General features: G+C 44.3%; 20 protein-coding genes and 1 tRNA gene. 12 read left to right on the top strand and 9 right to left on the bottom strand.

Annotated features, from left to right (window positions below; all coding sequences use genetic code 11):
- Positions 1-86 precede the first annotated feature (86 nt).
- On the top strand, positions 87-1109 hold the full coding sequence (locus ACF8OV_RS16420) for a tyrosine-type recombinase/integrase (RefSeq protein ID WP_274024153.1): 1023 nt from the start codon (positions 87-89) through the stop codon (positions 1107-1109).
- Between the two features lie 237 nt (positions 1110-1346).
- Here the strand turns inward: ACF8OV_RS16420 and ACF8OV_RS16415 are convergent, their stop codons facing one another.
- The gene (locus ACF8OV_RS16415; RefSeq protein WP_005494473.1) at positions 1347-1682 is read right to left on the bottom strand and encodes a Grx4 family monothiol glutaredoxin; all 336 of its coding nucleotides are present in this window, start codon (positions 1680-1682) and stop codon (positions 1347-1349) included.
- A 317-nt stretch (positions 1683-1999) separates the two neighbouring features.
- Here ACF8OV_RS16415 and sodB point away from each other — a divergent pair, with 317 nt between their 5' ends.
- From sodB to ACF8OV_RS16400, 3 genes are all read left to right on the top strand, one after another.
- On the top strand, positions 2000-2584 hold the full coding sequence (sodB, locus tag ACF8OV_RS16410; RefSeq protein ID WP_005485383.1) for a superoxide dismutase [Fe]: 585 nt from the start codon (positions 2000-2002) through the stop codon (positions 2582-2584).
- Positions 2585-2738: 154 nt separating this feature from the next.
- The gene (locus ACF8OV_RS16405) at positions 2739-3242 is read left to right on the top strand and encodes a VC2046/SO_2500 family protein (protein WP_005494471.1); all 504 of its coding nucleotides are present in this window, start codon (positions 2739-2741) and stop codon (positions 3240-3242) included.
- 134 nt (positions 3243-3376) lie between these two features.
- Positions 3377-4120, top strand: a complete 744-nt coding sequence (locus ACF8OV_RS16400) for an SDR family oxidoreductase (RefSeq protein ID WP_005494469.1) — start codon at positions 3377-3379, stop codon at positions 4118-4120.
- Between the two features lie 149 nt (positions 4121-4269).
- Here ACF8OV_RS16400 and adhE read toward each other — a convergent pair whose 3' ends face one another.
- The gene (adhE, locus tag ACF8OV_RS16395; RefSeq protein WP_005461748.1) at positions 4270-6972 is read right to left on the bottom strand and encodes a bifunctional acetaldehyde-CoA/alcohol dehydrogenase; all 2703 of its coding nucleotides are present in this window, start codon (positions 6970-6972) and stop codon (positions 4270-4272) included.
- Positions 6973-7775: 803 nt separating this feature from the next.
- On the opposite strand from adhE, the gene ACF8OV_RS16390 reads away from it, so the two are divergent.
- Positions 7776-8414 (top strand): YchE family NAAT transporter, encoded by a 639-nt coding sequence (locus tag ACF8OV_RS16390; RefSeq protein WP_005461786.1) that lies wholly within the window; start codon positions 7776-7778, stop codon positions 8412-8414.
- Positions 8415-8449: 35 nt separating this feature from the next.
- On the top strand, positions 8450-9307 hold the full coding sequence (locus ACF8OV_RS16385) for an ion transporter (RefSeq protein WP_005461750.1): 858 nt from the start codon (positions 8450-8452) through the stop codon (positions 9305-9307).
- A gap of 61 nt (positions 9308-9368) precedes the next feature.
- Here the strand turns inward: ACF8OV_RS16385 and asd are convergent, their stop codons facing one another.
- Positions 9369-10484 (bottom strand): aspartate-semialdehyde dehydrogenase, encoded by a 1116-nt coding sequence (gene asd / locus ACF8OV_RS16380; RefSeq protein ID WP_317675843.1) that lies wholly within the window; start codon positions 10482-10484, stop codon positions 9369-9371.
- A gap of 434 nt (positions 10485-10918) precedes the next feature.
- On the opposite strand from asd, the gene nhaC reads away from it, so the two are divergent.
- Entirely contained in the window at positions 10919-12352 is a 1434-nt protein-coding gene (gene nhaC, locus ACF8OV_RS16375) for a Na+/H+ antiporter NhaC (RefSeq protein ID WP_005494466.1), read from the top strand.
- An 87-nt stretch (positions 12353-12439) separates the two neighbouring features.
- On the opposite strand, the gene ACF8OV_RS16370 is transcribed toward nhaC, so the two are convergent.
- From ACF8OV_RS16370 to yejK, 3 genes are all read right to left on the bottom strand, one after another.
- Positions 12440-13603 carry a chemotaxis protein gene (locus ACF8OV_RS16370; protein ID WP_140122081.1) on the bottom strand — a complete coding sequence of 388 codons (1164 nt, stop codon included), beginning with the start codon at positions 13601-13603 and terminating at the stop codon, positions 12440-12442.
- Between the two features lie 108 nt (positions 13604-13711).
- Positions 13712-14902, bottom strand: a complete 1191-nt coding sequence (locus ACF8OV_RS16365; protein ID WP_373366516.1) for an Hpt domain-containing protein — start codon at positions 14900-14902, stop codon at positions 13712-13714.
- 207 nt (positions 14903-15109) lie between these two features.
- Positions 15110-16108: a nucleoid-associated protein YejK gene (yejK, locus tag ACF8OV_RS16360; RefSeq protein ID WP_005461746.1), complete on the bottom strand. Its 999-nt coding sequence runs from the start codon at positions 16106-16108 to the stop codon at positions 15110-15112.
- An 85-nt stretch (positions 16109-16193) separates the two neighbouring features.
- Here yejK and ACF8OV_RS16355 point away from each other — a divergent pair, with 85 nt between their 5' ends.
- From ACF8OV_RS16355 to ACF8OV_RS16345, 3 genes are all read left to right on the top strand, one after another.
- Entirely contained in the window at positions 16194-16421 is a 228-nt protein-coding gene (locus ACF8OV_RS16355) for a YejL family protein (RefSeq protein WP_005461743.1), read from the top strand.
- A 23-nt stretch (positions 16422-16444) separates the two neighbouring features.
- Positions 16445-18253, top strand: coding sequence for a DUF3413 domain-containing protein (locus ACF8OV_RS16350; protein WP_005461736.1), 1809 nt, complete (start codon positions 16445-16447; stop codon positions 18251-18253).
- A gap of 153 nt (positions 18254-18406) precedes the next feature.
- Positions 18407-18497, top strand: a tRNA-Ser gene (locus tag ACF8OV_RS16345).
- Between the two features lie 168 nt (positions 18498-18665).
- Here ACF8OV_RS16345 and ACF8OV_RS16340 read toward each other — a convergent pair.
- The gene (locus ACF8OV_RS16340) at positions 18666-19574 is read right to left on the bottom strand and encodes a histone deacetylase (protein WP_020838691.1); all 909 of its coding nucleotides are present in this window, start codon (positions 19572-19574) and stop codon (positions 18666-18668) included.
- Between the two features lie 270 nt (positions 19575-19844).
- On the opposite strand from ACF8OV_RS16340, the gene ACF8OV_RS16335 reads away from it, so the two are divergent.
- Entirely contained in the window at positions 19845-20534 is a 690-nt protein-coding gene (locus tag ACF8OV_RS16335) for an SDR family oxidoreductase (protein WP_020838690.1), read from the top strand.
- A gap of 121 nt (positions 20535-20655) precedes the next feature.
- Positions 20656-20862: a hypothetical protein gene (locus ACF8OV_RS16330; protein ID WP_005461782.1), complete on the top strand. Its 207-nt coding sequence runs from the start codon at positions 20656-20658 to the stop codon at positions 20860-20862.
- Positions 20863-20912: 50 nt separating this feature from the next.
- Here the strand turns inward: ACF8OV_RS16330 and ACF8OV_RS16325 are convergent, their stop codons facing one another.
- Entirely contained in the window at positions 20913-22877 is a 1965-nt protein-coding gene (locus ACF8OV_RS16325; protein ID WP_317675845.1) for a DNA topoisomerase III, read from the bottom strand.
- 105 nt (positions 22878-22982) lie between these two features.
- Complete coding sequence (locus tag ACF8OV_RS16320) at positions 22983-23531, bottom strand: NAD(P)H nitroreductase (protein ID WP_005461733.1); 549 nt, start codon at positions 23529-23531, stop codon at positions 22983-22985.
- Between the last annotated feature and the right edge of the window lie 54 nt (positions 23532-23585).

Below are 23585 nucleotides of genomic sequence, written 5' to 3'. Positions count from 1 at the left end.
ATGCTTGTTAGTTCCCTATCAACTTAAACATTGAGAAATTCTCCAAATATCATTACTGTATATAAAAACAGTAATGATACCCCATTATGTCTATCCGAAACCTAAAAGACGGCAGAAAAAAACCTTGGCTCTGTGAGTGTTACCCACAGGGTCGAGCTGGTAAGCGCATTCGCAAACGCTTTGCTACTAAAGGTGAAGCAGTCTCTTTTGAACAGTTCACCATGCGCGAAGTTAACGACAAGCCCTGGCTTGGTGACAAACCCGATCACCGTCGTTTTTCTGAGTTGGTCGAGTTGTGGTTTAAGCTACATGGCAAGAATCTCAAGTCCGGTGATCATACTCGCCTGCGTTTAGAAAGCATGGTTTTAGACTTGGGCAACCCTATCGCTTCACACCTTAACGCGAAACAACTCGCCACTTATCGTTCTAGCCGTTCAAACAAAGGTAGAGGGCAAGAACACAAAGAACTTTCTATCGCTTCAAATAATGTGGACTTTGGGTTGCTAAAAGCGATGTTCAATAAGTTGATAAAGCTTGGAGAGTGGAAACTACCTAATCCAGCTGATGGTATTGAGGCAATCAAAAAACCGGAGTCCGAACTGGCGTTTCTGACTGAGCAGGAAATTCACCACTTGTTTGAAGTGGCTCAACAAAGCCCAGTTGGTGATGAACTAACGAAGATATACAAAGTATGCCTAGCGACGGGGGCACGCATTAGAGAAGCGATTTATCTTAAAGGCTCTAACCTGACGAAATACCGCATTACCTACAACGACACCAAAGGCAAACGGAACAGGACGGTACCGATTTCTGAAGAGTTGTTTAACCAAATTTATAAACCAACCAATGACCGGCTTTTCACTTGCGGTTACGGCGTAGCATACAAATGGCTAACTAAAGCCCTCCCCCATTTACCGGAAGGTCAAGCGACTCACGTCTTACGCCATACCTTCGCAACCCACTTTATGACAAATGGTGGCAACATTCTTGTGTTGAAGGAAATCCTCGGTCATCAGCACATCGATCATACGATGATTTACGCTCATTTTTCGCCAAACCACCTGAGTGATGCTGTACGCTTTAATCCACTAACAAATCTCAATATCTAGCTGCCAATAATGGCGACAAAGTGGCGACAAAGGTCAGCTTTTGTCGTTATTCATAGGTCACAGTCAGATTGATGAGTTACTTATACTCTATGTATAGCAAGGGATAGCAACGATTAGGAAGGTTAGGCAAGGTGGCGAAACATAATAAAGCTTTATGTTCATTCCACTAACCTAAAAAAGAAAAAGGAGCCAATGCGGCTCCTTCGTATTCTATCGCCAAATGTGAGTATTTACGAATTACTCAGCTTGACCTTCAGCGCGTGCTGCAGCTTCTTTGATTAGAGGCTGAAGTTCACCCTTCTGGAACATTTCCAGAATGATGTCACAACCACCAATTAGCTCACCTTCAACCCATAGTTGTGGGAACGTTGGCCATTGTGCGTATTTTGGTAGCTCAGCGCGGATGTCTGGGTTTTGTAGAATGTCTACGTAAGCGAACTTCTCGCCACATGCCATTAGCGCTTGTGATGCTTGAGAAGAGAAACCACAGCTTGGCAGTTTCGGTGAGCCTTTCATATACAGCAGGATTGAGTTTTCAGAGATCTGCTGTTTGATTTTGTCGATAGTTTCCATCGCTTCCTCATTCATGGATGTGAACTTGTTTATTTGCCACATTCTACTCAATAACGACAGAATAAAAACCATATAATTGATACGGTTTATACTGAGATGATTTAAAAGCAAAAAGTTTGACCGCTTACTACCACTTCGTTGGTAAGTGGAGGAGCATGAACAACACTTAGCATCTCAAAATATTTTCATATCGGGGTTTTAATAAAGTAAAAACTTGCTAAAATACCTAGCAAGTCAGCCGTAAAGGCTACATAGCTATAAAAAAACACTGGAAGCAATCGAAAGGTTAACCTTTCATATCAATGGAGAATCGAGTAATGGCATTTGAACTACCAGCTCTTCCTTACGCGAAAGACGCACTAGAACCACACATCTCAGCAGAGACTCTAGACTACCACCACGGTAAGCACCACAACACTTACGTTGTTAAGCTTAACGGTCTTATCCCTGGTACTGAGTTCGAAGGCAAAACTCTAGAAGAGATCATCAAGACTTCTACTGGTGGCGTATTCAACAACGCAGCGCAAATCTGGAACCACACGTTCTACTGGCACTGTCTTGCTCCAAACGCGGGCGGCGAACCAACTGGCGCAGTTGCAGACGCAATCAACGCAGCATTCGGTTCTTTCGAAGAATTCAAAGCTAAGTTCACTGACGCAGCAATCAACAACTTCGGTTCTTCATGGACTTGGCTAGTTAAGAAAGCTGACGGTTCTCTAGAAATCGTTAACACTTCTAACGCAGCAACGCCACTAACAGAAGAAGGTACTACTCCACTTCTAACTGTTGACCTATGGGAACACGCGTACTACATCGATTACCGCAACGTACGTCCTGATTACATGAACGGCTTCTGGGCTCTTGTAAACTGGGACTTCGTAGCTGAGAACTTAGCGAAGTAATTGACTTCCCCCTAGTTCAATTTAGTCTTATTTTAAAAGCTCGCTGAATCAGCGAGCTTTTTCTTTTCTCGCTTAAAAATACCCATTTAATCTCTTCTTTTTCCTAAAGTTCTTCTTTGATGCGCCGTTATAAAAGCATCTCAAGAGGAACATCATGCAAATTCATACGTTAGACAAAGCAGCAATTATCAACGAAATTCAGTTCGGCAACGGTATCAACCATGCTGTTCACGAAGGTCGTCGTGCCGATTTTTCGCTGATTTTGTCTATGTTCTCAAACGATGTTCGAGATGTCGTACCGGTTGAAGAAATTAAAGAAACGGCCACAAGCGACGAGATTCTTCGTCAACAGTTTGGGCTCTCTCAGCCTCAAGCTTTGCGCTCCGATAGCAGCAGCTACGAGCTCGCCGCATTACAAGCGAAACAATTCCATAATGCGGGTCTGCCATCTGCAAAGTTGAGCCACTACCTAAAACCAGACGCCCTAACCTACTTGCCAGAAGATACGTTCGATCTTCCTGAAGACGTTTATCATAATTTGTCAGGCCACGAGCGCCGCACTTTAGGTGAGCGTAACAAGAGCCTTATCCCTGATGCGGGCCTCTACAATCAGCTAGTGACGGCTCAACGTCAGTATCAGATCCAAGCTCAAGCATAGAGATCAGCTTTTCATCCAACAGCTTGCAGTATCAACACGTCAGAAATGTGACGCCTTACAAATTACCGCACAATAGTCCTTACTCGAAAGCGTTAGTTTGAAGCCTTTCACACTGAGCTCAACGAATTTCAACCATGCTGATAGCACAAACCACTGGTGTATTGTTTTTCACACATGGATACAGTGAAGGTGTTATGGATATTAAAGAGTCAATCATTCTCGTCACATCTGCGGGTTCGGTCATCGGAAGAACGTGCTCCAGCCATTTCGCTCATCTCGGAGCGACGTTGATCCTGTGTGACCAAAATTCAAGCGCCCTAAAGGCGAGTTATGATCAGATCCGCGCATTTACCGACAAAGTCTATGCAATGAATGTGTGTAGTGATAACCCCACATCTATAAACCTATTGTTTGATCAGATCGAATCGCAGCTCAGAGCAACCCCAGATGTTATCGTTAATTGTTGGACGAGCTCACCGATGCCAAGCCTAATGGCGCCAGAACCAATGAGTATCTATATCGACCACCTTTCTTCCGCAGCACGTTTTCTCTATACCTACGGGCAAGTCGGCGCGGAACGATTTAGAGCGCGCAATAAAAAAGGCGTGATCGTGAATGTCATTTCGCATGATAACCACGAAGATCTGACTGGTGTTGAAAGCATGGCGGCTTTGGTGTCTGGCTTTACGCACAGCTGGGCAAAAGAGCTCACCCCTTTCAATATCCGCGTCGGCGGCGTCATTCCCTCTGTCAGTCATACACGAGAGGATCTTGACGAAAGGCACTGGGCAGAGATCCAAGACGAACTGGTCCGTAACACAGCGTACATCGTCGCGAATGAATACTTCAGTGGCCGAGTAGTTGCGACCGAAGTGTAAACATACACCATTACTCTGTGTTTCCCGGCTCCGATGTAAGCAACCTCCGATACCTAAACAAAAAAAGCCCCAGTCATTTGACTGGGGCTTTAACCTTTTCCCGATTAAGGTTTCGTGCTAGCGAAAACCTTACTCAAAGCGACTCTTAATTACGCGTCAGCTTTTTCTTTTTTAGCTTTAGGAGCAGATTTCGCTGCTTCTTGGTCTGCTTTCTTCTTGATTACTGTAGTACCTTCGAAAGTTTCACCTTCAACGAAAGCTTTACCGTAGTAAGAAGCTAGTAGAACGTCTTTTAGCTCGCTAATTAGAGGGTAGCGTGGGTTCGCACCAGTACATTGGTCATCGAACGCTTCAACCGCTAGCTCGTCTAGTTTCGCTACGAAGTCAGCTTCAGCAACACCTGCCGCTTGGATAGACATTGGGATGTCTAGGTTAACTTTTAGTTCATCCAACCATGCTAGTAGACGTTCAATCTTCTGAGCAGTGCGGTCACCAGCTTGGCTTAGGCCTAGGTGGTCTGCAACTTCAGCGTAACGACGACGTGCTTGTGGACGGTCGTATTGAGAGAACGCAGTTTGTTTAGTTGGGTTGTCGTTCGCGTTGTAACGTACCACGTTAGAGATTAGTAGTGCGTTAGCTAGGCCGTGTGGCAAGTGGAACTCTGCACCTAGTTTGTGCGCCATTGAGTGACAAACACCTAGGAATGCGTTCGCAAATGCTACACCAGCGATAGTTGCTGCGTTGTGAACTTTCTCACGAGCGATTGGGTCATTTGCACCATTCGCGTAGCTTGATGGTAGGTATTCTTTTAGCATCTTAAGTGCTTGAAGAGCCTGACCGTCAGAGTATTCGTTCGCAAGAACAGATACGTAAGCTTCTAGAGCGTGAGTTACTGCATCGTAACCACCGAACGCTGTTAGAGACTTAGGCATGTTCATTACTAGGTTCGCATCAACGATAGCCATGTTTGGCGTGATTTCGTAGTCAGCTAGTGGGTACTTAGCACCAGTCTTGTCGTCAGTAACAACTGCGAATGGAGTAACTTCTGAACCAGTACCTGAAGTTGTAGTGATACATACAAGCTCAGCTTTCTTACCCATTTTAGGGAACTTGTAGATACGTTTACGGATGTCCATAAAGCGCATTGCTAGTTCTTCAAAGTGAGTTTCTGGGTGCTCGTACATTACCCACATGATTTTCGCTGCATCCATTGGAGAACCACCGCCTAGCGCTAGGATAACGTCAGGTTGGTAGCTAGCCATTTGAGCCGCACCTTTTTCTACTACAGATAGTGTTGGGTCAGCTTCAACATCGAAGAATGTTTGAACTTCCATGCCTTGAGCTTTCAGTAGGCTTACTACGTCATCAGCGTAACCATTGTTGAATAGGAAACGGTCAGTTACTAGGAATGCGCGTTTCTTACCTTCTAGGTCGCCAAGTGCGATTGGAAGGCTACCACGACGGAAGTAGATTGACTTAGGTAGTTTATGCCACAACATGTTTTCAGCTCGCTTCGCTACAGTTTTCTTGTTGATTAGGTGCTTAGGACCTACGTTCTCAGAGATAGAGTTACCACCCCATGAACCACAACCTAGAGTTAGAGAAGGTGCAACGTTGAAGTTGTACAAGTCACCGATACCACCGTGTGTAGTCGGAATGTTGATTAGGATACGAGCAGTCTTCATCTTGTCACCGAAGTAACGGATGCGGTCTGCATTCACGTCTTGGTTAGTGTATAGACCAGATGTGTGACCGATACCGCCGATCTCTACCATTGTTACGGCTTGAGCAACTGCATCTTCGAAGTTGTCTGCACGGAACATACCTAGAGTTGGAGATAGTTTCTCGTGAGCAAATGCGTCATCGTAAGATACTTTGCCTAGGCCTTCACCGATAAGCACTTTAGTATCTGCAGGAACTTTAACACCCGCCATTTCAGCGATAGCTGTAGCTGGTTGACCAACGATTTTCGCGTTTAGCGCGCCGTCGATTAGAAGCACTTTACGTACTTTGTCAGCATCTGTTTTAGATAGAACGTGAGCTTTATGAGAAGCAAAACGCTCTTTCACTTCGTCGTAAACTTCATCAACTACGATTACAGCCTGCTCAGAAGCACATACTACGCCGTTATCGAAAGTTTTAGACATTAGTACAGAAGCAACTGCACGTTTGATGTCTGCTGTTTCATCGATAACTACAGGAACGTTACCTGCACCTACACCGATTGCTGGCTTACCAGAAGAGTAAGCTGCTTTAACCATGCCTGGACCACCAGTTGCAAGGATAAGCGCGATGTCATCGTGTTTCATTAGAGCGTTTGATAGCTCAACTGAAGGTTGGTCGATCCAACCGATGATGTCTTTTGGTGCACCTGCTGCTACTGCTGCATCTAGAACAAGTTTAGCTGCATCGTTAGTAGAGTTTTTCGCACGTGGGTGTGGTGAGAAGATGATACCGTTACGAGTCTTCAGAGAGATTAGAGATTTGAAGATCGCTGTAGATGTAGGGTTAGTTGTTGGTACGATACCGCAGATGATACCTACAGGTTCAGCGATAGTCATAGTACCTAGGTTGTCATCCTCTTCTAGGATGCCACACGTTTGTTCGTCTTTGTATTTGTTGTAGATAAACTCAGAAGCGAAGTGGTTCTTGATTACTTTATCTTCAACAATACCCATACCAGATTCTTCTACCGCTTGTTGCGCTAGAGGGATACGAGCTTGGTTAGCTGCAAGAGACGCTGCACGGAAGATTTTGTCTACTTGCTCTTGAGAGTAAGTAGCGAACTCTTCTTGCGCTTTCTTAACGCGAGCAATCATTGCATCTAGTTCAGCCATATTAGTTACAGGCATAGGGATTCTCCTAAAATTAACAAATATTAAAAACTTTTTATTAAGGCAATTGTCTTTCGTTTTTACTGTTTATCAGTCACTTAGAGAACAAACGTCTTAGTAAATTGCTTTCAGGACTGAGTATAATATTTCAGAGTGTGAAAAAAATTGACTTGGATCAGTTCTCACACTCGAAATACCACCAAAGTAGTGGTTAACCACAACAATTTAATGTAACTATTTGATAAACAAATAAATTAAACCAACTTATTTATTGCATAAAAAACAAGCAAACAGACAAAAAAATAAAAGAAACAACAACAACCTGTAAAAAAGTTTCATTTTTAGCCAACAAAATTACATGTAGGCCTAATTTTTTGTGCTACTGAGAGTATATCGAATCAAATACATCTCTCTACAAACCACCTTTGTTTTTATCAAAAATGTGCGAATGTTAACGTTTGTGTAAAACAGCACAATTTCACAGCAACATCCTATGTAACACTTCACTCTCAGATTAGATACATTTTATTAAAAAATTAGTTTTTCTCACAAATAGTGGGGTCAATACGTTAGTTTTTTTCATTTCTTCCTAATGCACTTTTGCCTTACATTTAGCGCCGAAAACCAATCTGGAATCTGGTAAGTAGATGTTCCAATAATTGCGCAGAAATTCGATAAGAACAAAGGTGCATATCGCAGTTATCCATCCCTTTCTAACTGTAGTCACCTCCCACGAATTTACTTAGCAACAAAACCCGATAGATTGGTGTAAATTTACCCTTTCCGTTTTTCACTAATGTGAACATTTACGAGTACGCAATATGCAGACTTTAGAGCTAGCCATTTTCCTGCAGTTTTTCTTGGGGTTGGTTGCCGCCGTTAACCCTGTAGGCATCATGCCTGTTTTCGTGTCTTTAAGCGGACATATGACACCAGAAGAAAAGATCAAAACCGCGACAACAGCCAATGTGGCAGTGGCCGTGATCCTGATCATTTCCCTGCTTGCAGGTCAGTTACTGTTGGATATGTTCAGTATTTCACTGGATTCATTCCGAGTGGCGGGTGGCTTGCTGCTGTTAAGCATCGCCTTTTCGATGATGAGCGGTAAGCTCGGTGAGGATAAGCAGAACAAACAAGAAAAATCTGAGTACGTTAGCCGCGAACAGATCGGCGTTGTACCACTAGCGATGCCTCTAATGGCTGGTCCTGGTGCAATCAGCTCAACAATCGTTTATGGCGCGCGTTACCCAAGTATGTTCGATACCGTGGGCATCGTTATCACGATTGGTCTATTTTGCCTTTGTTCTTGGTTGCTATTTCGTTCGGCACCTTTGATCGTTCGTTTCTTGGGTCAAACAGGCATCAACGTGATCACACGTATCATGGGTTTGATTCTTGGTGCGCTAGGCATCGAGTTTATTGCAAACGGCTTACGTAACTTGTTCCCTGGATTAGCCTGATTTTATTAATGGCGTTATGATAGAGCGATTCAACAATGGATCGCTTTGTCATGACGACTCACTCTCTAAAAAATACACTTTACGTCACTATATTTGGCACCCACACCAAAGCCGGCCGTGCTTTTGATATCGCGCTTATTATTGCCATCATCAGCTCGTTAGCCGTTCTCGTTCTAGATTCCATTCCCTCGGTACGTGCCGAGTGGGCAAAAGAACTGAAGTACCTTGAATACACCTTCACCGGCCTGTTTACCATTGAGTACTTGCTACGTCTGTATTGCTCGCCAAAACCAGTGGCGTACGCAAAAAGTTTCTACGGTATTGTCGATCTGTTGGCGATCATCCCAACTTACTTAGTATTGTTCTTCCCATCCGCCTCTTTCATGGGCGTGATCAGAGCACTACGTGTGATGCGTATTTTCCGTATCTTGAAGTTGGTGAGGTACCTGCAAGAGTCCAATATTTTGTTGCGCTCATTACTAATGGCTCGCAGAAAGATCTTCATCTTCTTCACAACCGTCGCCATTTTGGTCACGATTTTCGGTTCATTGATTTTTATTGTTGAAGGGCCAGAAAACGGGTTTACCAGTATTCCGAAAAGCATTTATTGGGCTATTGTGACCATAACCACCGTAGGATATGGAGATTTGGTTCCGCAAACTAACTTAGGTAAAGCGCTGGCATCTATAACCATGCTCTTGGGTTACTCGATTCTCGCGGTTCCGACAGGGATATTTACAGCGGAGCTACATCAAGAGATGCAATCCCACAAAGTACTGGTGAAGTGCCCTAATTGCTCTCAAGCTGGACATGACTCGGACGCTATCTACTGTAAACATTGTGGAAGCGAGTTGGCCGACCCGGACAAACGAGTGGTTCGAGGTGAAGGTTAAAATAGAAGGTTAAAAAAAGAGCTCCTACTAAATAGGAGCTCTTTTTACGAAGTTTTGTCGATTACGCTTTTTCAGAAAGGATAATACGAAGCGTACGACGCAGTGGCTCGGCAGCACCCCAAAGTAATTGGTCACCAACAGTGAACGCGTTTAGGAAGTCATCGCCCATTGCCATCTTGCGCAGACGACCAACAGGAACTGACATAGTGCCGGTGACCTTCGCTGGCGTTAGCTCTTGAGCCGTGATGTCACGATCGTTTGGAATCACCTTCACCCAGTCATTGTGAGTTGCAATGATTTCTTCGATTTCATCCATCGGCACATTTTGCTTAAGCTTGATAGTCAATGCTTGAGAGTGACAACGCATCGCACCGATACGCACACATGTACCATCGATAGGAACTGGAGAACCTTGCGAATCAAGGATCTTGTTCGCTTCAACACCCGCTTTCCACTCTTCTTTGCTCTGACCATTATCGCGCTTCACATCGATCCACGGGATCAACGAGCCAGCTAGTGGTACGCCGAACTTGTCTGTAGGGAATGACGCGCTACGCATTGTGTCTGCAACTTTCTTGTCAATATCAAGAATTGAGCTTGCTGGATTTGCCAGTTCTGAACTTACTGCATCGTTGATAACGCCCATTTGAGAGATCAACTCACGCATGTTTTGCGCGCCAGCGCCAGAAGCCGCTTGGTAAGTCATCGCACTGGTCCATTCCACCAACCCTTTTTCAAACAGGCCACCAAGACCCATCAGCATCAGGCTAACGGTACAGTTACCACCTACAAAGGTGTTCGTGCCGCCATGAATACCATGTTGAATTTGTTTTAGGTTCACAGGGTCTAGCGTGATGATCGAATCTTCCGCCATACGCAGCGTTGAAGCAGCATCAATCCAGTAACCTTTCCAGCCTGCTTGACGAAGTGCTGGGTACACTTTTTCAGTGTAGCTGCCACCTTGACACGTAATGATCGCATCAAGCTGTTTTAAACTTTCGATATCAAAGGCATCTTGAAGCATACCTGCATCTTTTCCTAGATTAGGCGCAGGGATACCTACTTGAGAAGTGCTGTAGAAAACTGGTTCAATCAAGTCAAAGTCTTTTTCTTCGACCATACGCTGCATTAGAACCGAACCGACCATGCCGCGCCAACCAACTAAACCTACTCTCATCGCATAACTCTCCATGTAATAAATTAAACCTACCCCATAGTTCATTTTTCGCAGAAAAATCTCAAGCCCTAATTTGTAAATGAGGTCAATTTTTACCCTTTTACCGAGAAAATTCACGTTAGCCGTAATTTCGAACTATTTCTGCTGCCTTTACTCCTCGATTAACAAGTAGGGAAATCCCCTACTCCGAGCGTATTGGTCTTACCACTCAGTGAGAAAACAACAACTGAAGCACAATAAATTCACATCACACAACATTTAAATACATAGATTTTAAAGTTAATTGGCAGTTAATTTTACAAGCAAACGTTTTAGCCGACGAACATCAAGATAAAACACCAAATATTCGAAATATAATTTTTGTTAATGTATGTTATGCGCCATTACAACAAGGAGCGCCTTCCTCTATTGCTCCAAGATTGACAGAGGCACATATGAAGCAAGTTACAACACGCCTTCCTAGCTTGATACAGGTATTTATCTCGCTAGGTTTATTTCTACTTCTGGCATTTTCCTTTACTGCCAAGCTAGACCTGCCAATTCAGCTCGCGCTGTACATCGGCTGGTTTATCATCATGCTATTGGGTCTTAAACTTGGTCATCAGTACAAAGACTTAGAAAAAGCCGCGCTAAACGGTATTTCTAATGGTCTGGGTGCAGTATTGATTCTCCTTGCCGTTGGTGCACTTGTCGGCACTTGGATTTCAGGCGGAATCGTACCAACCATCATCTACTACGGTCTTAAAGCCATCCACCCTTCTATCTTTTTGCTAGCAACAATGATCATCTGTTCATTGACTGCGTTGGCAACCGGCACATCTTGGGGTGCAGCAGGTACCGCAGGTATCGCAATGATGGGGATTGGCCAAGGTCTTGGCGTTCCTGCCCCAATTACAGCGGGTGCAGTACTTTCAGGTTGTTACTTCGGTGACAAGATGTCGCCTCTATCAGATTCAGTGATTCTTGCTTCATCAATGTCTAACGTTGAAGTGATGGAGCACATCAAAGGCATGCTGCCTATCGCGCTGATCAGCTACGTGATCACTGGCATTATGTTTACTGCTTTTGGTTTCCACTACGCAGGTCAAGTAGACATGAGCCAAGTGGACTCGGTGATTAAAGCGATGGAACAGCAGTTCTACATCACGCCTTACTCATTTGTTCCTGTGATCATAGTATTGTCACTTCTAGCAATGCGTATGCCTTCATTCCCAGTGATCAGTTTTGGTTCTCTGCTAGGTATTATTTGGGCAGTAATGATTCAAGATGTGGACTTCCTGACTGCGTTCAACACTGCTTGGGCTCCGTTTGCAATCTCATCTGGCGTAGATTTTATCGACTCGATTCTTAACCGTGGCGGCATGTCTTCAATGCTTGGCTCGGTAGCGGTTATCGTGTTCGGCCTTGGTTTTGGTGGCCTGCTAGACAAAGTGGGCGTGCTTGAAACTATCGCAAAACTGTTTGAAAAACGCGTTCAAAGCGCAGGTTCACTGGCAACAAGCACAATCGGTACGGCCTTTATGGGTAACGTGTTTGGTTCGGCGATGTACGTTTCACTTATCCTGACACCAAAAATCTGTGCGAAGAATTACGACCGTCTAGGCTACAAACGTAAGAACTTATCTCGTAACGCAGAATTTGGCGGCACGCTAACATCAGGCATGGTTCCTTGGAGTGACAACGGTATCTACATGGCAAGTATTTTGGGTGTTGCTACGCTGTCTTACGCCCCATTCATGTGGCTAAGCTTTGTATGTATTATTGTGACTATCTTCACGTCTTACATGGGTTGGTTTGTTGATAAATGCGAACCAACAGCAGAAGCAGTTGAACAAGCTGAAGGCGAATTAAAGCAGCAAACGGCTTAACTTCGCAGAGTTAGGAAGAACCTCACTTCCGAATGAAAGACAAAAAAAAGAGCGCATTAGCGCTCTTTTTTGTATCTAAACTACACGTTAGCTTTGTTTAACTTTTGTTTTCACCGCCGCTCGCTTGCCAAGCACATAACCTAAACCAAGCGGAGCGAAGAATATCGCAGCAATGAACAGAATAAAGTAGACAATTGTGCTCTTCACTAACTCTATCAACTTGGTCATGGCGAGATTCACAACCTCTTGAGACACTCTATCCATATCCTGAGCAAACTTCTCACGTTCATGAGTGATGATCAGAGCGATCTCTTGGCGCTCTCTTGCCACCATTTCTTCTAATGCTTGTCGCTCTTCACCTAATTGAGACAAACGCTCTTGGGTTTTTTGGTCAATGTCGTCCACTAAAGGCTGCAGTTCAACCGCCATTTGTTCAGCCAAATAACGCATATACTCAGGGTTGTTATCGATGAAATCTCTCATTGAGTCAGCAGTCACTTGCAGACTGTTCAAAGCGGCATTAACCTTCTCAATGCTTGCCGAACTGTTCAACGCTAATAACTGCGCCTTCCAAGTCATGATCTTTGGCGTTTGTTCAGAGACCAAACTCAATCTATCGGATACATCTCCCAATGCTTCCGGCATCGTACCCAACGTTGTTACCGCGTCTTCCTCACTGATTTGATTGGCTTCTAACCAAGCACGGTAAGCGGGCGTTCTAATCATGCTTAAATCAGCAAACGGATACTGTCTAACAAAGTCAGCAACAAAGAGCTTCGTTTTATCGTAAACCTCTTTTTTCAACAGTGATTGAGCGAGCTGGTCTACCTCATTGGCTAAGTGTGCCGAGACTTGTTTGGCTTCATCCGTAGCAAAAATGTCACGGCCAGCGCCCGTTGCATAAAACTGGTTCATTTGATGAGTGAACACCCACGTATCAATCAATGCAGCCATTGGTGAGACTTGATATGCTGCAGCTTGCAAGCCTTCTTCTGCATTGATCTTCCACAGCAGGACGTAAGACTGGTTCACTTTATCATTGGGATCATACTGCTCTTGAAGCACATCGGCGGCTTGCTCAACTTGAGCAAAAAATTGAAGTGCATATTCGCGCGTTAAAATGCGCATATTAAGCTCTTGCTTAGTGAGAGGAACGGTCTGGCTGTCAATTTTCACTTCTAACAGGGAACACCCTGAAAGAGTGGTAACCAACCACAAAACCATTAGTGACGATAATCGACGAATGGACATGAAGCTACCTTTATCAAATTGTATAGAACAGGAATTAAGCGGAACCCAAGTGTAGGTTCGAACGCGCCTTTAATACCTCAACCGCCAACATTTTAAGTCAGAGGAATATCAATCTGTTAGCACTTCTCGTATCTTTTCACTGTTGAGAACTTTCTCTGCGAAAAGTGTTGTTTGTTGTAATACATCCCTTAATTGACAGAGCTTATTATCCGGTACTTCTTTGCCCTGTTTTATCAATAATTCTATCTCACCTGAGATGTAATGCAGGGGCATTGCACCTAAACTTCCTGACACCCCTTTCAGGCTGTGCGCTGCGCGCTGCGCGTTGTCTATATCTTCGTTTAGAAGTTTATGTAATTTAGAACCATCTTCAGCATGATCTTGAATAAAGACCTCGAGCAACATTCGGACAGCGCCTTCATCGCCAGAAAGCGAATCCAGCATTCTGTTGATATCGATAAACGGTTCTTGCGGAGCCAGCAATTCTTGTCGCGAATCAGGGGTTAGCTCTTGCGTTTTATTCGCTTGAGCATCACTTGCCAACTCACGCGCTTTGTTCTCGTGTTTTAAAGAACTGGATGCGTTTTCAGTTTGAGAAACGGCAGGATCTGATGAACTTGAATTCGCCACTGCATTTTTAGAGAAGACAGCCCATGAAACCACCGCCAACAGACAACCGCTCACGACAATGAGCCAAAAGATAAAAGAAACCAGTTTTTGTTCGAGCGTAGCCTTCATCGACACCAACTGATTAGGAAAATCTGGCTTTAATAACTGATTCGCCAAATAACTGCCCTGCGCATTCGCCGCAAGAACACTTGAGGTTTGTGCGAGTCGACGTTGAAATGCAGAACGCTCCCCTGTCGACAGTGAATCCGATTCGATGAACAGTAAATCCAGTTCGCGATAGGTATCCGTATTGGTGTTGGAATCGCTAAAAATCGATTCAAGAACCAAGGCTCCCAAGCGGTAATACATGTTTTCAATTTGCTGCGAGTTGTTTTCCGCACCTCGGCTGGTGTGCAGTTGCTCCGCCAACGATACCAACTCACCATCACTGCCAATAAAAGCGCGTGCACTTTCCAAAAATCGGTCAGTTGAATAAAGCAATTGCGTGACGTCTGGCCCATTCGCATCAGAGACCTCACTTTCTAATTGAAGACGAACCGCGTACACAAGCTGAAGTTTGAGTGAGACTTGATCGACATGCTTAACTCGATACGGCAACTCAAAATTAAAGAAGTTACGTACTTCCTCAACTTTACTGCCGAGTTCATTCAATGTGGAAAGCGTTTGCATCGTCTGCTTTGCTTGAAACCAAAGAGTTGCAGAAAATACACACCACAAAATGAATAAGAACCAAATAATCCGCTTAATCCCTGCTCTTAATTGATGCAACGCTCAGTCCTCATATAATCCATTAATTACAAGCATATACCATGTTCTGAGCTCTGGCTGTGCTTGCTTCACATAAAAAAAGAGAGCCTAGGGCTCTCTTCATAAGAATTAGTTACGACTTAACTGATCTTTCAAGTTTGGCGGTGTCCCTTTGATCGTCAGCGTATCTGTTTCTGGATCGTAGAAAATACGCTCGCCCAATAACAAGCTGTCAAAGCTGATATTTAAACCACCACCGGCACCCACATATTTAGTCAGCTTACGAACCGTTGAGCGATCACCAGGGAATGATTCTTCAAGCTCGTAACCTTGCTCTTTGGTGAAGTCCATAAAGCTCGTACCATCTTGGCTTGGCGGTAACTCACCAGAAAGTTCAGAAATTTGAACCTCTTCACCAGATTTGATCTGCTCGTTACAGTAGTTATAAACCTGCTTTTTGTACTCGTTAACTTCTTGCTTTTCCAACTTAGAATCCGCACAGAAGTCATCCACCGCTTGCATCAACACAAGGTTTTGCTGTTTCGTGTCTAACCCAATATCGGCTTGCAGAAAATCAAGGAAGAAGTCAGCGACTTTACGACCAACACGCCCTTTGATGTATTGTAGGTAACGGTTAGATTCTTTATCCGTCTCGTAACTCGAAAGGTCAATGCGCGCCGCGATGTCCATCTTCGTGATATCGAGGTAGTCCGTCGCGCTGATGTCCAAACCCTCAGTCACTTTCAGGCTTTGGTTCATCGGCAAGATACCAATGAAAAGATAATCTGTTGCTAAACTTTGGTACTCAGCAAAAACCAAAATGCCTTCATCCGCAAATGGGTACTTAATCAGTTCTTCTTTCAGGCGATTTGCACTAATTTGTGAGAAGTCGTAAAAATCTCGCTCTCCTTTGCGCATTTCTTGAAGCCAAAATTGAAATTCGCTGTCTGACTGGAAAGAGCCAAAACCTTTACCAGCTTTAGAATGGAATACTCGATGGAGCTCTGCGACGAGATTTTCAGTTGAAGCATCGTTTTCTAGTGATGCTGGACGAAGTTTAACAACCAGTTCGTCCTGATCGTTTTTGCACAGTTGATGCAGAATAACGTTTGAAAGATGAAGGCTCATAGTGATTTTATCTTGCTACAAGGTTTTAGTTGATGGGCATTGTAGGTTATCATAAGCCGCTTTTACTATCATTATTAGAGTCTTTATGCCGATTACATCTAAATATACTGACGAACAAGTAGAGAAAATTCTTGCTGAAGTCGCTTTGGTTCTTGAAAAACATGCCGCTTCTCCTGAATTGACGCTAATGATTGCCGGAAATATCGCAACGAATGTCTTAAATCAACGTGTTGCAGCTTCACAACGCAAACTGATTGCTGAAAAATTTGCTCAGGCGCTGATGTCTTCATTAGAAACACCAAAAACACATTAATAACGGATAAATAGAACACATACATGGTAGACAGCGGAAACTCATACGGCGAACGTGTATCTCGACTGGTTGGTTGGGGTCATTGGTTTGCATTCTTCAACATCGTAGCTTCGATGTTGATAGGCACACGCTACATTGTTCAGTCGCCTTGGCCCGAGACGTTGCTGGGTCAGTTCTATCTTGCGGTTTCGTGGGTTGGCCATTTTGGCTTCCTTGTTTTCGCTCTCTACTTATTGGTTCTGTTCCCGTTGACGTTTGTCCTGCCATCACGGAAGTTATTCCGTTTGGTGGCAGTGATCTTTGCCACTGTTGGACAAACAATCTTATTGATTGATACCCAAGCGTACCAATCAATAAACCTGCACCTAACCCCTGTGGTTTGGGAGCTGTTATTCAGCGATGATAAAAGTGCGTTAAGCTCGGATCTACAACACCTGTTTGTTGTGATGCCGCTGATATTCCTTGTTCAGCTCGCCTTATCAGAATGGGTTTGGCGTAAACAACGCAAACTTTCTCACAAACACGTTGGTCGTCCACTGGCTGCCGTGTTCTTTTTGAGCTTTATGACCAGCCATTTGGTCTACATTTGGGCTGATGCCTATTTCTATAATCCGATCACGAGCCAACGCTCAAACTTCCCGCTTTCTTACCCAATGACGGCGAAAAGCTTTATGGAAAAACATGGTCTGCTTGACCGTGAAGAGTACCTAAAACGCTTAGCGGAGAATGAAAATAACGTTGAACTGGTGAACTACCCACTAGAAAAACTTGAATTCAACCGCCGTGTAAACAAGTTGAACGTGTTGATGATCAGCGTAAATAACCTGCGTGCCGACGCGCTGAATCAAGAAGAAATGCCAAACCTCTACGAGTTTGCACAACAAAACCAAAACTTCCGTAAACACTACAGCTCAAGCAATGATACATATGGTGCATTTGGCTTGTTCTATGGTTTACCAACGAGCTACGCATCTAGCATCAAGGCACAAGGTGCCTCGCCTGTACTTCTTGATGTACTTAAAGATCAAGGCTACACCTTCGGTTTGTTTAGCGGCAGCGGTTTTGAAGATGACCTTTATTCAGAAATCGTCTTCCGAGGCGTAAACCTAGCTGAAAAACTGGATGGTACTCAAGCCCATACCGATAAACAATCTATCGCCGATTGGAACATGTGGCTAACGGAAAAAGCGAACCAGCCTTGGTTCAGCTACATCGAAGTTACTACGGTAGATAATTTTGAATCTATCCCGTCGAACTCGAAAGAAGATATGTCGGCGAGTGAACGCTTCAAAAATGCTTATGAGTTTGCCGTGAAATCTGCGGATGACAAAGTCGGCGGTATTATCAAAACACTTGAAGACGCTCAATTATTGGCAAACACCGTTGTTATCGTCACTTCCAACCATGGCAGTGAGTTTAACGAAACCAATACCAATAGCTGGGGCGCAAACAGTAACTACAGTCGTTACCAATTGCAGGTGCCAATGGTAATCCATTGGCCTGGTATGATGGCTGGTGAGTTTAATCACAGCACGAGCCATTTAGACCTTTCAGTTACGCTACTGCAAGATATGCTTGGTGTATCGTCCAATCCATACGATTACAGCAGTGGTCGTAACTTATTTGACGAAAGCCGTCGCCGTTGGATTCTTGCTGGTGATACTCGAGAACTTGCTCTCATCACAAATAACCAAACTACCGTGATCGATAAGTTCGGGAACTACAAGCTATACGATGAGAACTACAAACGCATGCGTGATGAAACGCCTAAACTGCCGGTTCTTATGCAAGGCTTAACCGAGTTACAGCGTTTTTACTCTAAAAGTGAATAGTTGAACACTCAAAGTTGATAGAAAAGCTCTCCAAACGGAGGGCTTTTTGTTTATTTAAGCAACAAACAACACAAAATCGAACAGGAAACACTCAAACGAATCATTTAGGGGTTTACAAGGTTTTCAAAGCCTTATATTATTCGCGTCAACAACGGAGAGATGGCTGAGTGGTTGAAAGCACCGGTCTTGAAAACCGGCATACGTTAATAGCGTATCTAGGGTTCAAATCCCTATCTCTCCGCCACATTTAGAAAAAGCCCGCTAAGAAATTAGTGGGCTTTTTCGTATATTCAGATTTGAAAGGACTTGGACAAATCCCTCCTTGAATACAAGCCCAACACTCCGCCACATTTAGCAAAAGACCACTAATAAGTTAGTGATCTTTGTTCTGCCTAATTGCCTTCTTCAACTATCAAGAGGCAAAGACTTCTGTCGCCGCTTTTATTAACTGCATGTGAATAGGTACAAGGTCTGCGTGGTTTGTTCTATATCCACCACCCACAACGGCGGCAACAGGAATCCCTCTGTTTTTCATCAGTTGAAAAAGAAACCGATCACGCTCAAAAATTGCTTGAGTCGATACGTCAAAGTAACCAAGCTCATCATCTTGATGAATATCTACCCCAGCGTCGTAAATCACCATATCTGGACGATGGAGATTCAACGCCATCTCGACCACCTCTTTAAACGTCATCAAAAATGTTTCATCGTCTGTTCCTTTTGCTAACGGAACATCCAAATCAGACTGTGGTTTTCTCGCAGGAAAGTTTTTATCGCAATGAAAAGAAAGCGTCACGATGTCAGGTTCTTCTTGGCACAAGGTGGCGGTTCCATCACCATGATGAACGTCACTATCAATAATTAAAATCTTATCAACGTGCTCGTTATCCAACATGTGTTTAGCCGCAATCACTAAATCGTTGAACAAACAGAATCCGCTACCAAAATCTTTGTGCGCATGGTGGTAACCACCACTCAAGTGCAGTGCGATACCGTGCTCAAGCGCTTTTTCGGCTGTCAGAAGCGTACCAGCCGCTGACGTCAGAGTTCGAGTGATCAGAGCTTCACTCCAAGGAAAGCCGATTCGACGCATTTTAGCGGCTGGCATATTTCCTTGTACCAGTAAGTCAACATAGTCCGCATCATGCACGCGCTTGATCGCTTCAATTGACAGCGCTTGTGGTTCAAAAAACTGTACCCACTCAGCTTGCACACCGCGACGTACCTCTTCATAGAGATATTGATACTTCATGATTGGGTAACGGTGCCCTACAGGCAATTCAAGTTTTGAGTATATAGGGTGGTATATCAGTGGCAACATGAGACATTCTTTTCATACAACGTTGTGAAATATTACCAACTACAAAGGTTGAATAGAAATTAATTTAATTGATAATGATTTTCATTAAAAATTAAATTTCATACTCCAACGATGAAGAAAACGACATTTACGGTCCTAGGCGCTTTGTTTGGTTCCTTCTGTGCTATCTCTGTATTTATATCCCTGTTGTTTAGTGCATGGTGGTTAGTTGATTTTGTCGCACTCAGCTAACACAATAGTTCGATAACGAGTCTTACCAGAGAGTTAAAAATGGCCCATAGTGTTTTTATCACAGGCGCAAATCGTGGTATTGGTTTGAGTCTGACAGAGCTTTACCTTGAACGCGGGTGGAACGTCCACGCTACTAGCCGTAACGTCATAGACAGTGACGAACTACAACCTTTGAGAGCACGTTACTCCTCTTTGAGCTTGCATGAACTGGATGTTACTGATTACGTAAAAATCGCGTTACTTGCTCAGAGCCTGCCACCTATCGACCTTTTGATTAACAACGCTGGTTACTACGGCCCTAAAGGTTATGGGTTTGGAAACACCGATGTGGATGAATGGCGTAAAGTACTTGAGATTAATACGATAGCGCCACTTAAACTGGTCGAAACGCTCTATCCACAACTGCAACAAGGACAGTTGAAAAAAATCGCCTGCATCTCTTCAAAAGTCGGGAGTATGACGGAGAATACATCGGGTGGCGGCTATATTTATCGCTCGTCAAAGGCGGCACTCAATTCCGTAGTCAAAAGCTTAAGCAATGACTTAACGCCTGACGGTTTTACTGTCCTTGCTTTGCACCCTGGTTGGGTACGCACCACAATGGGTGGGCCAAATGCACTTATAGATGCAGAGACATCAGCTCAAGGGCTGGCACAAGTTATTGACCAAAGCACCGTTGAACACTCTGGTCAATTCATCAATTACGACGGAACTTCGCTTCCTTGGTAAGTATTTTATAAAAAGATGAGAGATAGGTTAGCTTTATGCTTTCTACTTCTCTGACAACCTTGAATTTCTGCGTTTCCTTTCCAGACTTAGTAAGGCTATCAAACAAATAAGGAGAGTGAGCATGGCTGCGGATAGAGATCTGGTGAATTTTAGTGAAGATCACGAACTCAACTACTGCTTAAGAAGCGCAGGGAAACGTCAGACACAAGCGAATCGCGATGCGTTGGTCGATTTAGGTAAGCAAGTCAAACAAGTCTCGGGCAAACGAGTTCTTACGCAAGATGATGTAAGAGGTGCCATTCAAAATCACGGCGATCTGTTTGAGTAACACCACCACAAACAACAAGCAAAAGCGGCGCTATCATGCGCCGCTTTTGTTTAAGAGCTCTTTCGCTTTGAGGCTCCCGTTTTCGATGCCCCACTCTTTGGGTAGCTTCGCTTTTTACGCTTGAACGCCGGACGTTCGACTTTAGGTAAGTGGCGCAGAGAATCCGGTATTGGCCCTGATTTTACTTGGCTCATCAACCCATCAATACGCTGCTCAAGTGCCTGCATGAAAGGTTGATAAGCTTGATTTCTTTCTGCCATCCCCTGAAGTTGGTGCTCCCAATGAGCGGTCATATCAGGATACGTCGCATCTTGTGGTAATGCGTTGATTAACCCTCGTCCAGCTTGCGAGCTGATTATGGATTTACCTTGCCTTGTCAATAACTGACGCTTAAAGAGCGTATCCAAAATACCCGCACGAGTCGCTTCCGTACCTAATCCATCTGTGTCGCGCAGAATTTTTTTCAACTCTTTATCGGCAACATAACGAGCAATTCCCGTCATCGCTTGCAGCAGAGTGGCTTCAGTAAAGTGTTTTGGTGGCTCAGTTTTTCGGTCTTTAATTTCACCTTCACGACATGTTAACACCGTGCCTTCACTTAACGGTGGCACCGCATCAATACCTTCGTCTTCTTTATCCGTTTTTCCCATCAGCGCTTTCCACCCCGACGAAACAAGTTGACGACCTTTAGCGATGAAAATGCCACCAGCGATGTCGAATACCAATTTCGCTTCGGCATAGACAGCCGCAGGATAAAACTGCATTAAATATTGGCGCGCAATGAGCTGATACACTTTCATTTCGTTGCCAGACAGTGCATTAACGTTGGCTTGCTTAGGCGTTGGAATGATGGCGTGGTGAGCATCGACTTTTTTGTCATTCCACGCTTTCGACTTAATCGATAAGTCGGCACCATTCACTGCGCTTTGCAGTTCTTTGGCGTTGTTTGCAATAGCGGATGTAACCGTTCCAGCTTGAGAATAATGCTCCAACGGCAAGTAGCGGCAATCAGAACGCGGATAAGTGATCAGTTTGTGCTTTTCGTATAGTGCCTGACAAGTATCTAGCACCTGCTGCGCACTCATGCCATAACGCTTTGCTGCATCAATCTGCAAAGCAGACAATGAATATGGCAATGGTGCAGATTGCTTGGTTTGCTTCTGCTCTGATTCCTTCACTATCGCTGGCTGGTTCGCGATCCGATTAGCGACGTTTTCGACTAACTTGCGATTTAATACTCGCCCTTCTTCATCCTGCCACGGTTTGCAAGCCTCACTGGGTTTCCAGCGTGCGCGAATATCAAACGCCCCATTTGGGTCTTGATACGGGATCAATGCGTGCAGCGTGAAGTAATCTTTCGGAACAAAGTTTTCAATTTCTTCATCTCGACGGACGACAAGCCCTAGAACCGGAGTTTGCACACGCCCAACCGAGAGCACACCTTGGTAGCCAGCCTTTTGTCCCAGCAAGGTATAAGCGCGAGACATATTCATTCCATACAACCAATCCGCCCGTGAGCGCGCGAGAGCGGAAACAGACAGAGGAATAAAATCACGATTACTGCGCATTGAGTTTAGTGCGCGCTTCACCGCAGGTAAGTTCAAGTCAGAAATCAGCAAACGCTGTGTCGCTTCTTTCTTAGTTTTGGAAAGCTTGCAGTAGTCGAGAACCTCATCAACTAACAACTGCCCTTCACGGTCTGGGTCTCCCGCATGAATCACTTCAGTTGCTTCTTTGAGCAATTTACGAATCACGGTTAACTGCTTACTGGCACTTTTTCTCGGTCTAAGTTGCCATTGCTGAGGAACAATCGGCAGATCGGCCATGTTCCATTTTTTGTAGCGTTCATCGTAAGCGTCTGGCTCAACTTGCTCTAGCAAATGACCAATACACCACGTCACCACATCACCATTTCCACAACGGATAAAGCCTTGGTCTTTCTTTTGGGGATTAGGTAAAGCAGCCGCAATAGCACGACCTAGACTGGGTTTTTCAGCAATAAACAGACGAGACATAAGGATTTGGAAATCAAAATAATTAGGGCCACATTATCGAATGTAGCCCTAAGAAATCAAGGAAAAACTGTATAAATGAACAGTGAGCGTTATCTAGGTATGTATTTATTGAAATTCAACAAACTTAGACAAATCGCGCTCTGGCACTTTCATTGGAGTACAACCTGGTGTACCAAGGTATAGAAATCCAACAATTTCATCTTCACCTTCTAGGCCAAATGCTTGATGTACCTCAGGGTGGAACATCCATTTACCCGAACGCCAAAAACCTTGGAAACCTTGCGCAACCGCCGCCATTTGCATTGCTTGAACAGCGCAGCCCGCAGAAAGATATTGTTCCAATGCAGGGACTTTCTCATGCTCGGTTACTTTCGCGATCACGGTAATGACCATTGGGGCACGAAACGGCGCATTTTTCACTTTTTCGATCACAGCCTCATCACTATGGTCTGCAATCGCGGCTTTCACCAAAATATCTGATAGCTTCTTCAAACCATCACCTTGAGCAATCACAAAACGCCAAGGGGTTAAGCCTGCATGGTCAGGAGCACGAAGACCTGCGCGAATAATATTCTCCAACGCTTTGCCCTCTGGTGCTGGCGCAGATAATTTGGCGATAGAGCGACGGTTAAGCAAAAGATCGAGAGCTTCCATGAGCGAGTCCTTATTGAATCTAACTGTTATTTTCTTTGCTGCTCACTTTAGCAT

This window comes from Vibrio sp. GLN_1 (assembly GCF_043106015.1).
GTDB classification, from domain to species: domain Bacteria; phylum Pseudomonadota; class Gammaproteobacteria; order Enterobacterales; family Vibrionaceae; genus Vibrio; species Vibrio parahaemolyticus.
This window is presented reverse-complemented; position numbering and strand designations above follow the sequence as displayed.

Bases quoted from the DNA above. Each gene is read 5' to 3' on its own strand.
- ACF8OV_RS16420 (WP_274024153.1), top strand. From the start codon at position 87: ATGTCTATCCGAAACCTAAAAGACGGCAGAAAAAAACCTTGGCTCTGT.
- ACF8OV_RS16415 (WP_005494473.1), bottom strand. From the start codon at position 1,682: ATGGAAACTATCGACAAAATCAAACAGCAGATCTCTGAAAACTCAATC.
- sodB (WP_005485383.1), top strand. From the start codon at position 2,000: ATGGCATTTGAACTACCAGCTCTTCCTTACGCGAAAGACGCACTAGAA.
- ACF8OV_RS16405 (WP_005494471.1), top strand. From the start codon at position 2,739: ATGCAAATTCATACGTTAGACAAAGCAGCAATTATCAACGAAATTCAG.
- ACF8OV_RS16400 (WP_005494469.1), top strand. From the start codon at position 3,377: ATGCTGATAGCACAAACCACTGGTGTATTGTTTTTCACACATGGATAC.
- adhE (WP_005461748.1), bottom strand. From the start codon at position 6,972: ATGCCTGTAACTAATATGGCTGAACTAGATGCAATGATTGCTCGCGTT.
- ACF8OV_RS16390 (WP_005461786.1), top strand. From the start codon at position 7,776: ATGCAGACTTTAGAGCTAGCCATTTTCCTGCAGTTTTTCTTGGGGTTG.
- ACF8OV_RS16385 (WP_005461750.1), top strand. From the start codon at position 8,450: ATGGATCGCTTTGTCATGACGACTCACTCTCTAAAAAATACACTTTAC.
- asd (WP_317675843.1), bottom strand. From the start codon at position 10,484: ATGAGAGTAGGTTTAGTTGGTTGGCGCGGCATGGTCGGTTCGGTTCTA.
- nhaC (WP_005494466.1), top strand. From the start codon at position 10,919: ATGAAGCAAGTTACAACACGCCTTCCTAGCTTGATACAGGTATTTATC.
- ACF8OV_RS16370 (WP_140122081.1), bottom strand. From the start codon at position 13,603: ATGTCCATTCGTCGATTATCGTCACTAATGGTTTTGTGGTTGGTTACC.
- ACF8OV_RS16365 (WP_373366516.1), bottom strand. From the start codon at position 14,902: ATGCAAACGCTTTCCACATTGAATGAACTCGGCAGTAAAGTTGAGGAA.
- yejK (WP_005461746.1), bottom strand. From the start codon at position 16,108: ATGAGCCTTCATCTTTCAAACGTTATTCTGCATCAACTGTGCAAAAAC.
- ACF8OV_RS16355 (WP_005461743.1), top strand. From the start codon at position 16,194: ATGCCGATTACATCTAAATATACTGACGAACAAGTAGAGAAAATTCTT.
- ACF8OV_RS16350 (WP_005461736.1), top strand. From the start codon at position 16,445: ATGGTAGACAGCGGAAACTCATACGGCGAACGTGTATCTCGACTGGTT.
- ACF8OV_RS16340 (WP_020838691.1), bottom strand. From the start codon at position 19,574: ATGTTGCCACTGATATACCACCCTATATACTCAAAACTTGAATTGCCT.
- ACF8OV_RS16335 (WP_020838690.1), top strand. From the start codon at position 19,845: ATGGCCCATAGTGTTTTTATCACAGGCGCAAATCGTGGTATTGGTTTG.
- ACF8OV_RS16330 (WP_005461782.1), top strand. From the start codon at position 20,656: ATGGCTGCGGATAGAGATCTGGTGAATTTTAGTGAAGATCACGAACTC.
- ACF8OV_RS16325 (WP_317675845.1), bottom strand. From the start codon at position 22,877: ATGTCTCGTCTGTTTATTGCTGAAAAACCCAGTCTAGGTCGTGCTATT.
- ACF8OV_RS16320 (WP_005461733.1), bottom strand. From the start codon at position 23,531: ATGGAAGCTCTCGATCTTTTGCTTAACCGTCGCTCTATCGCCAAATTA.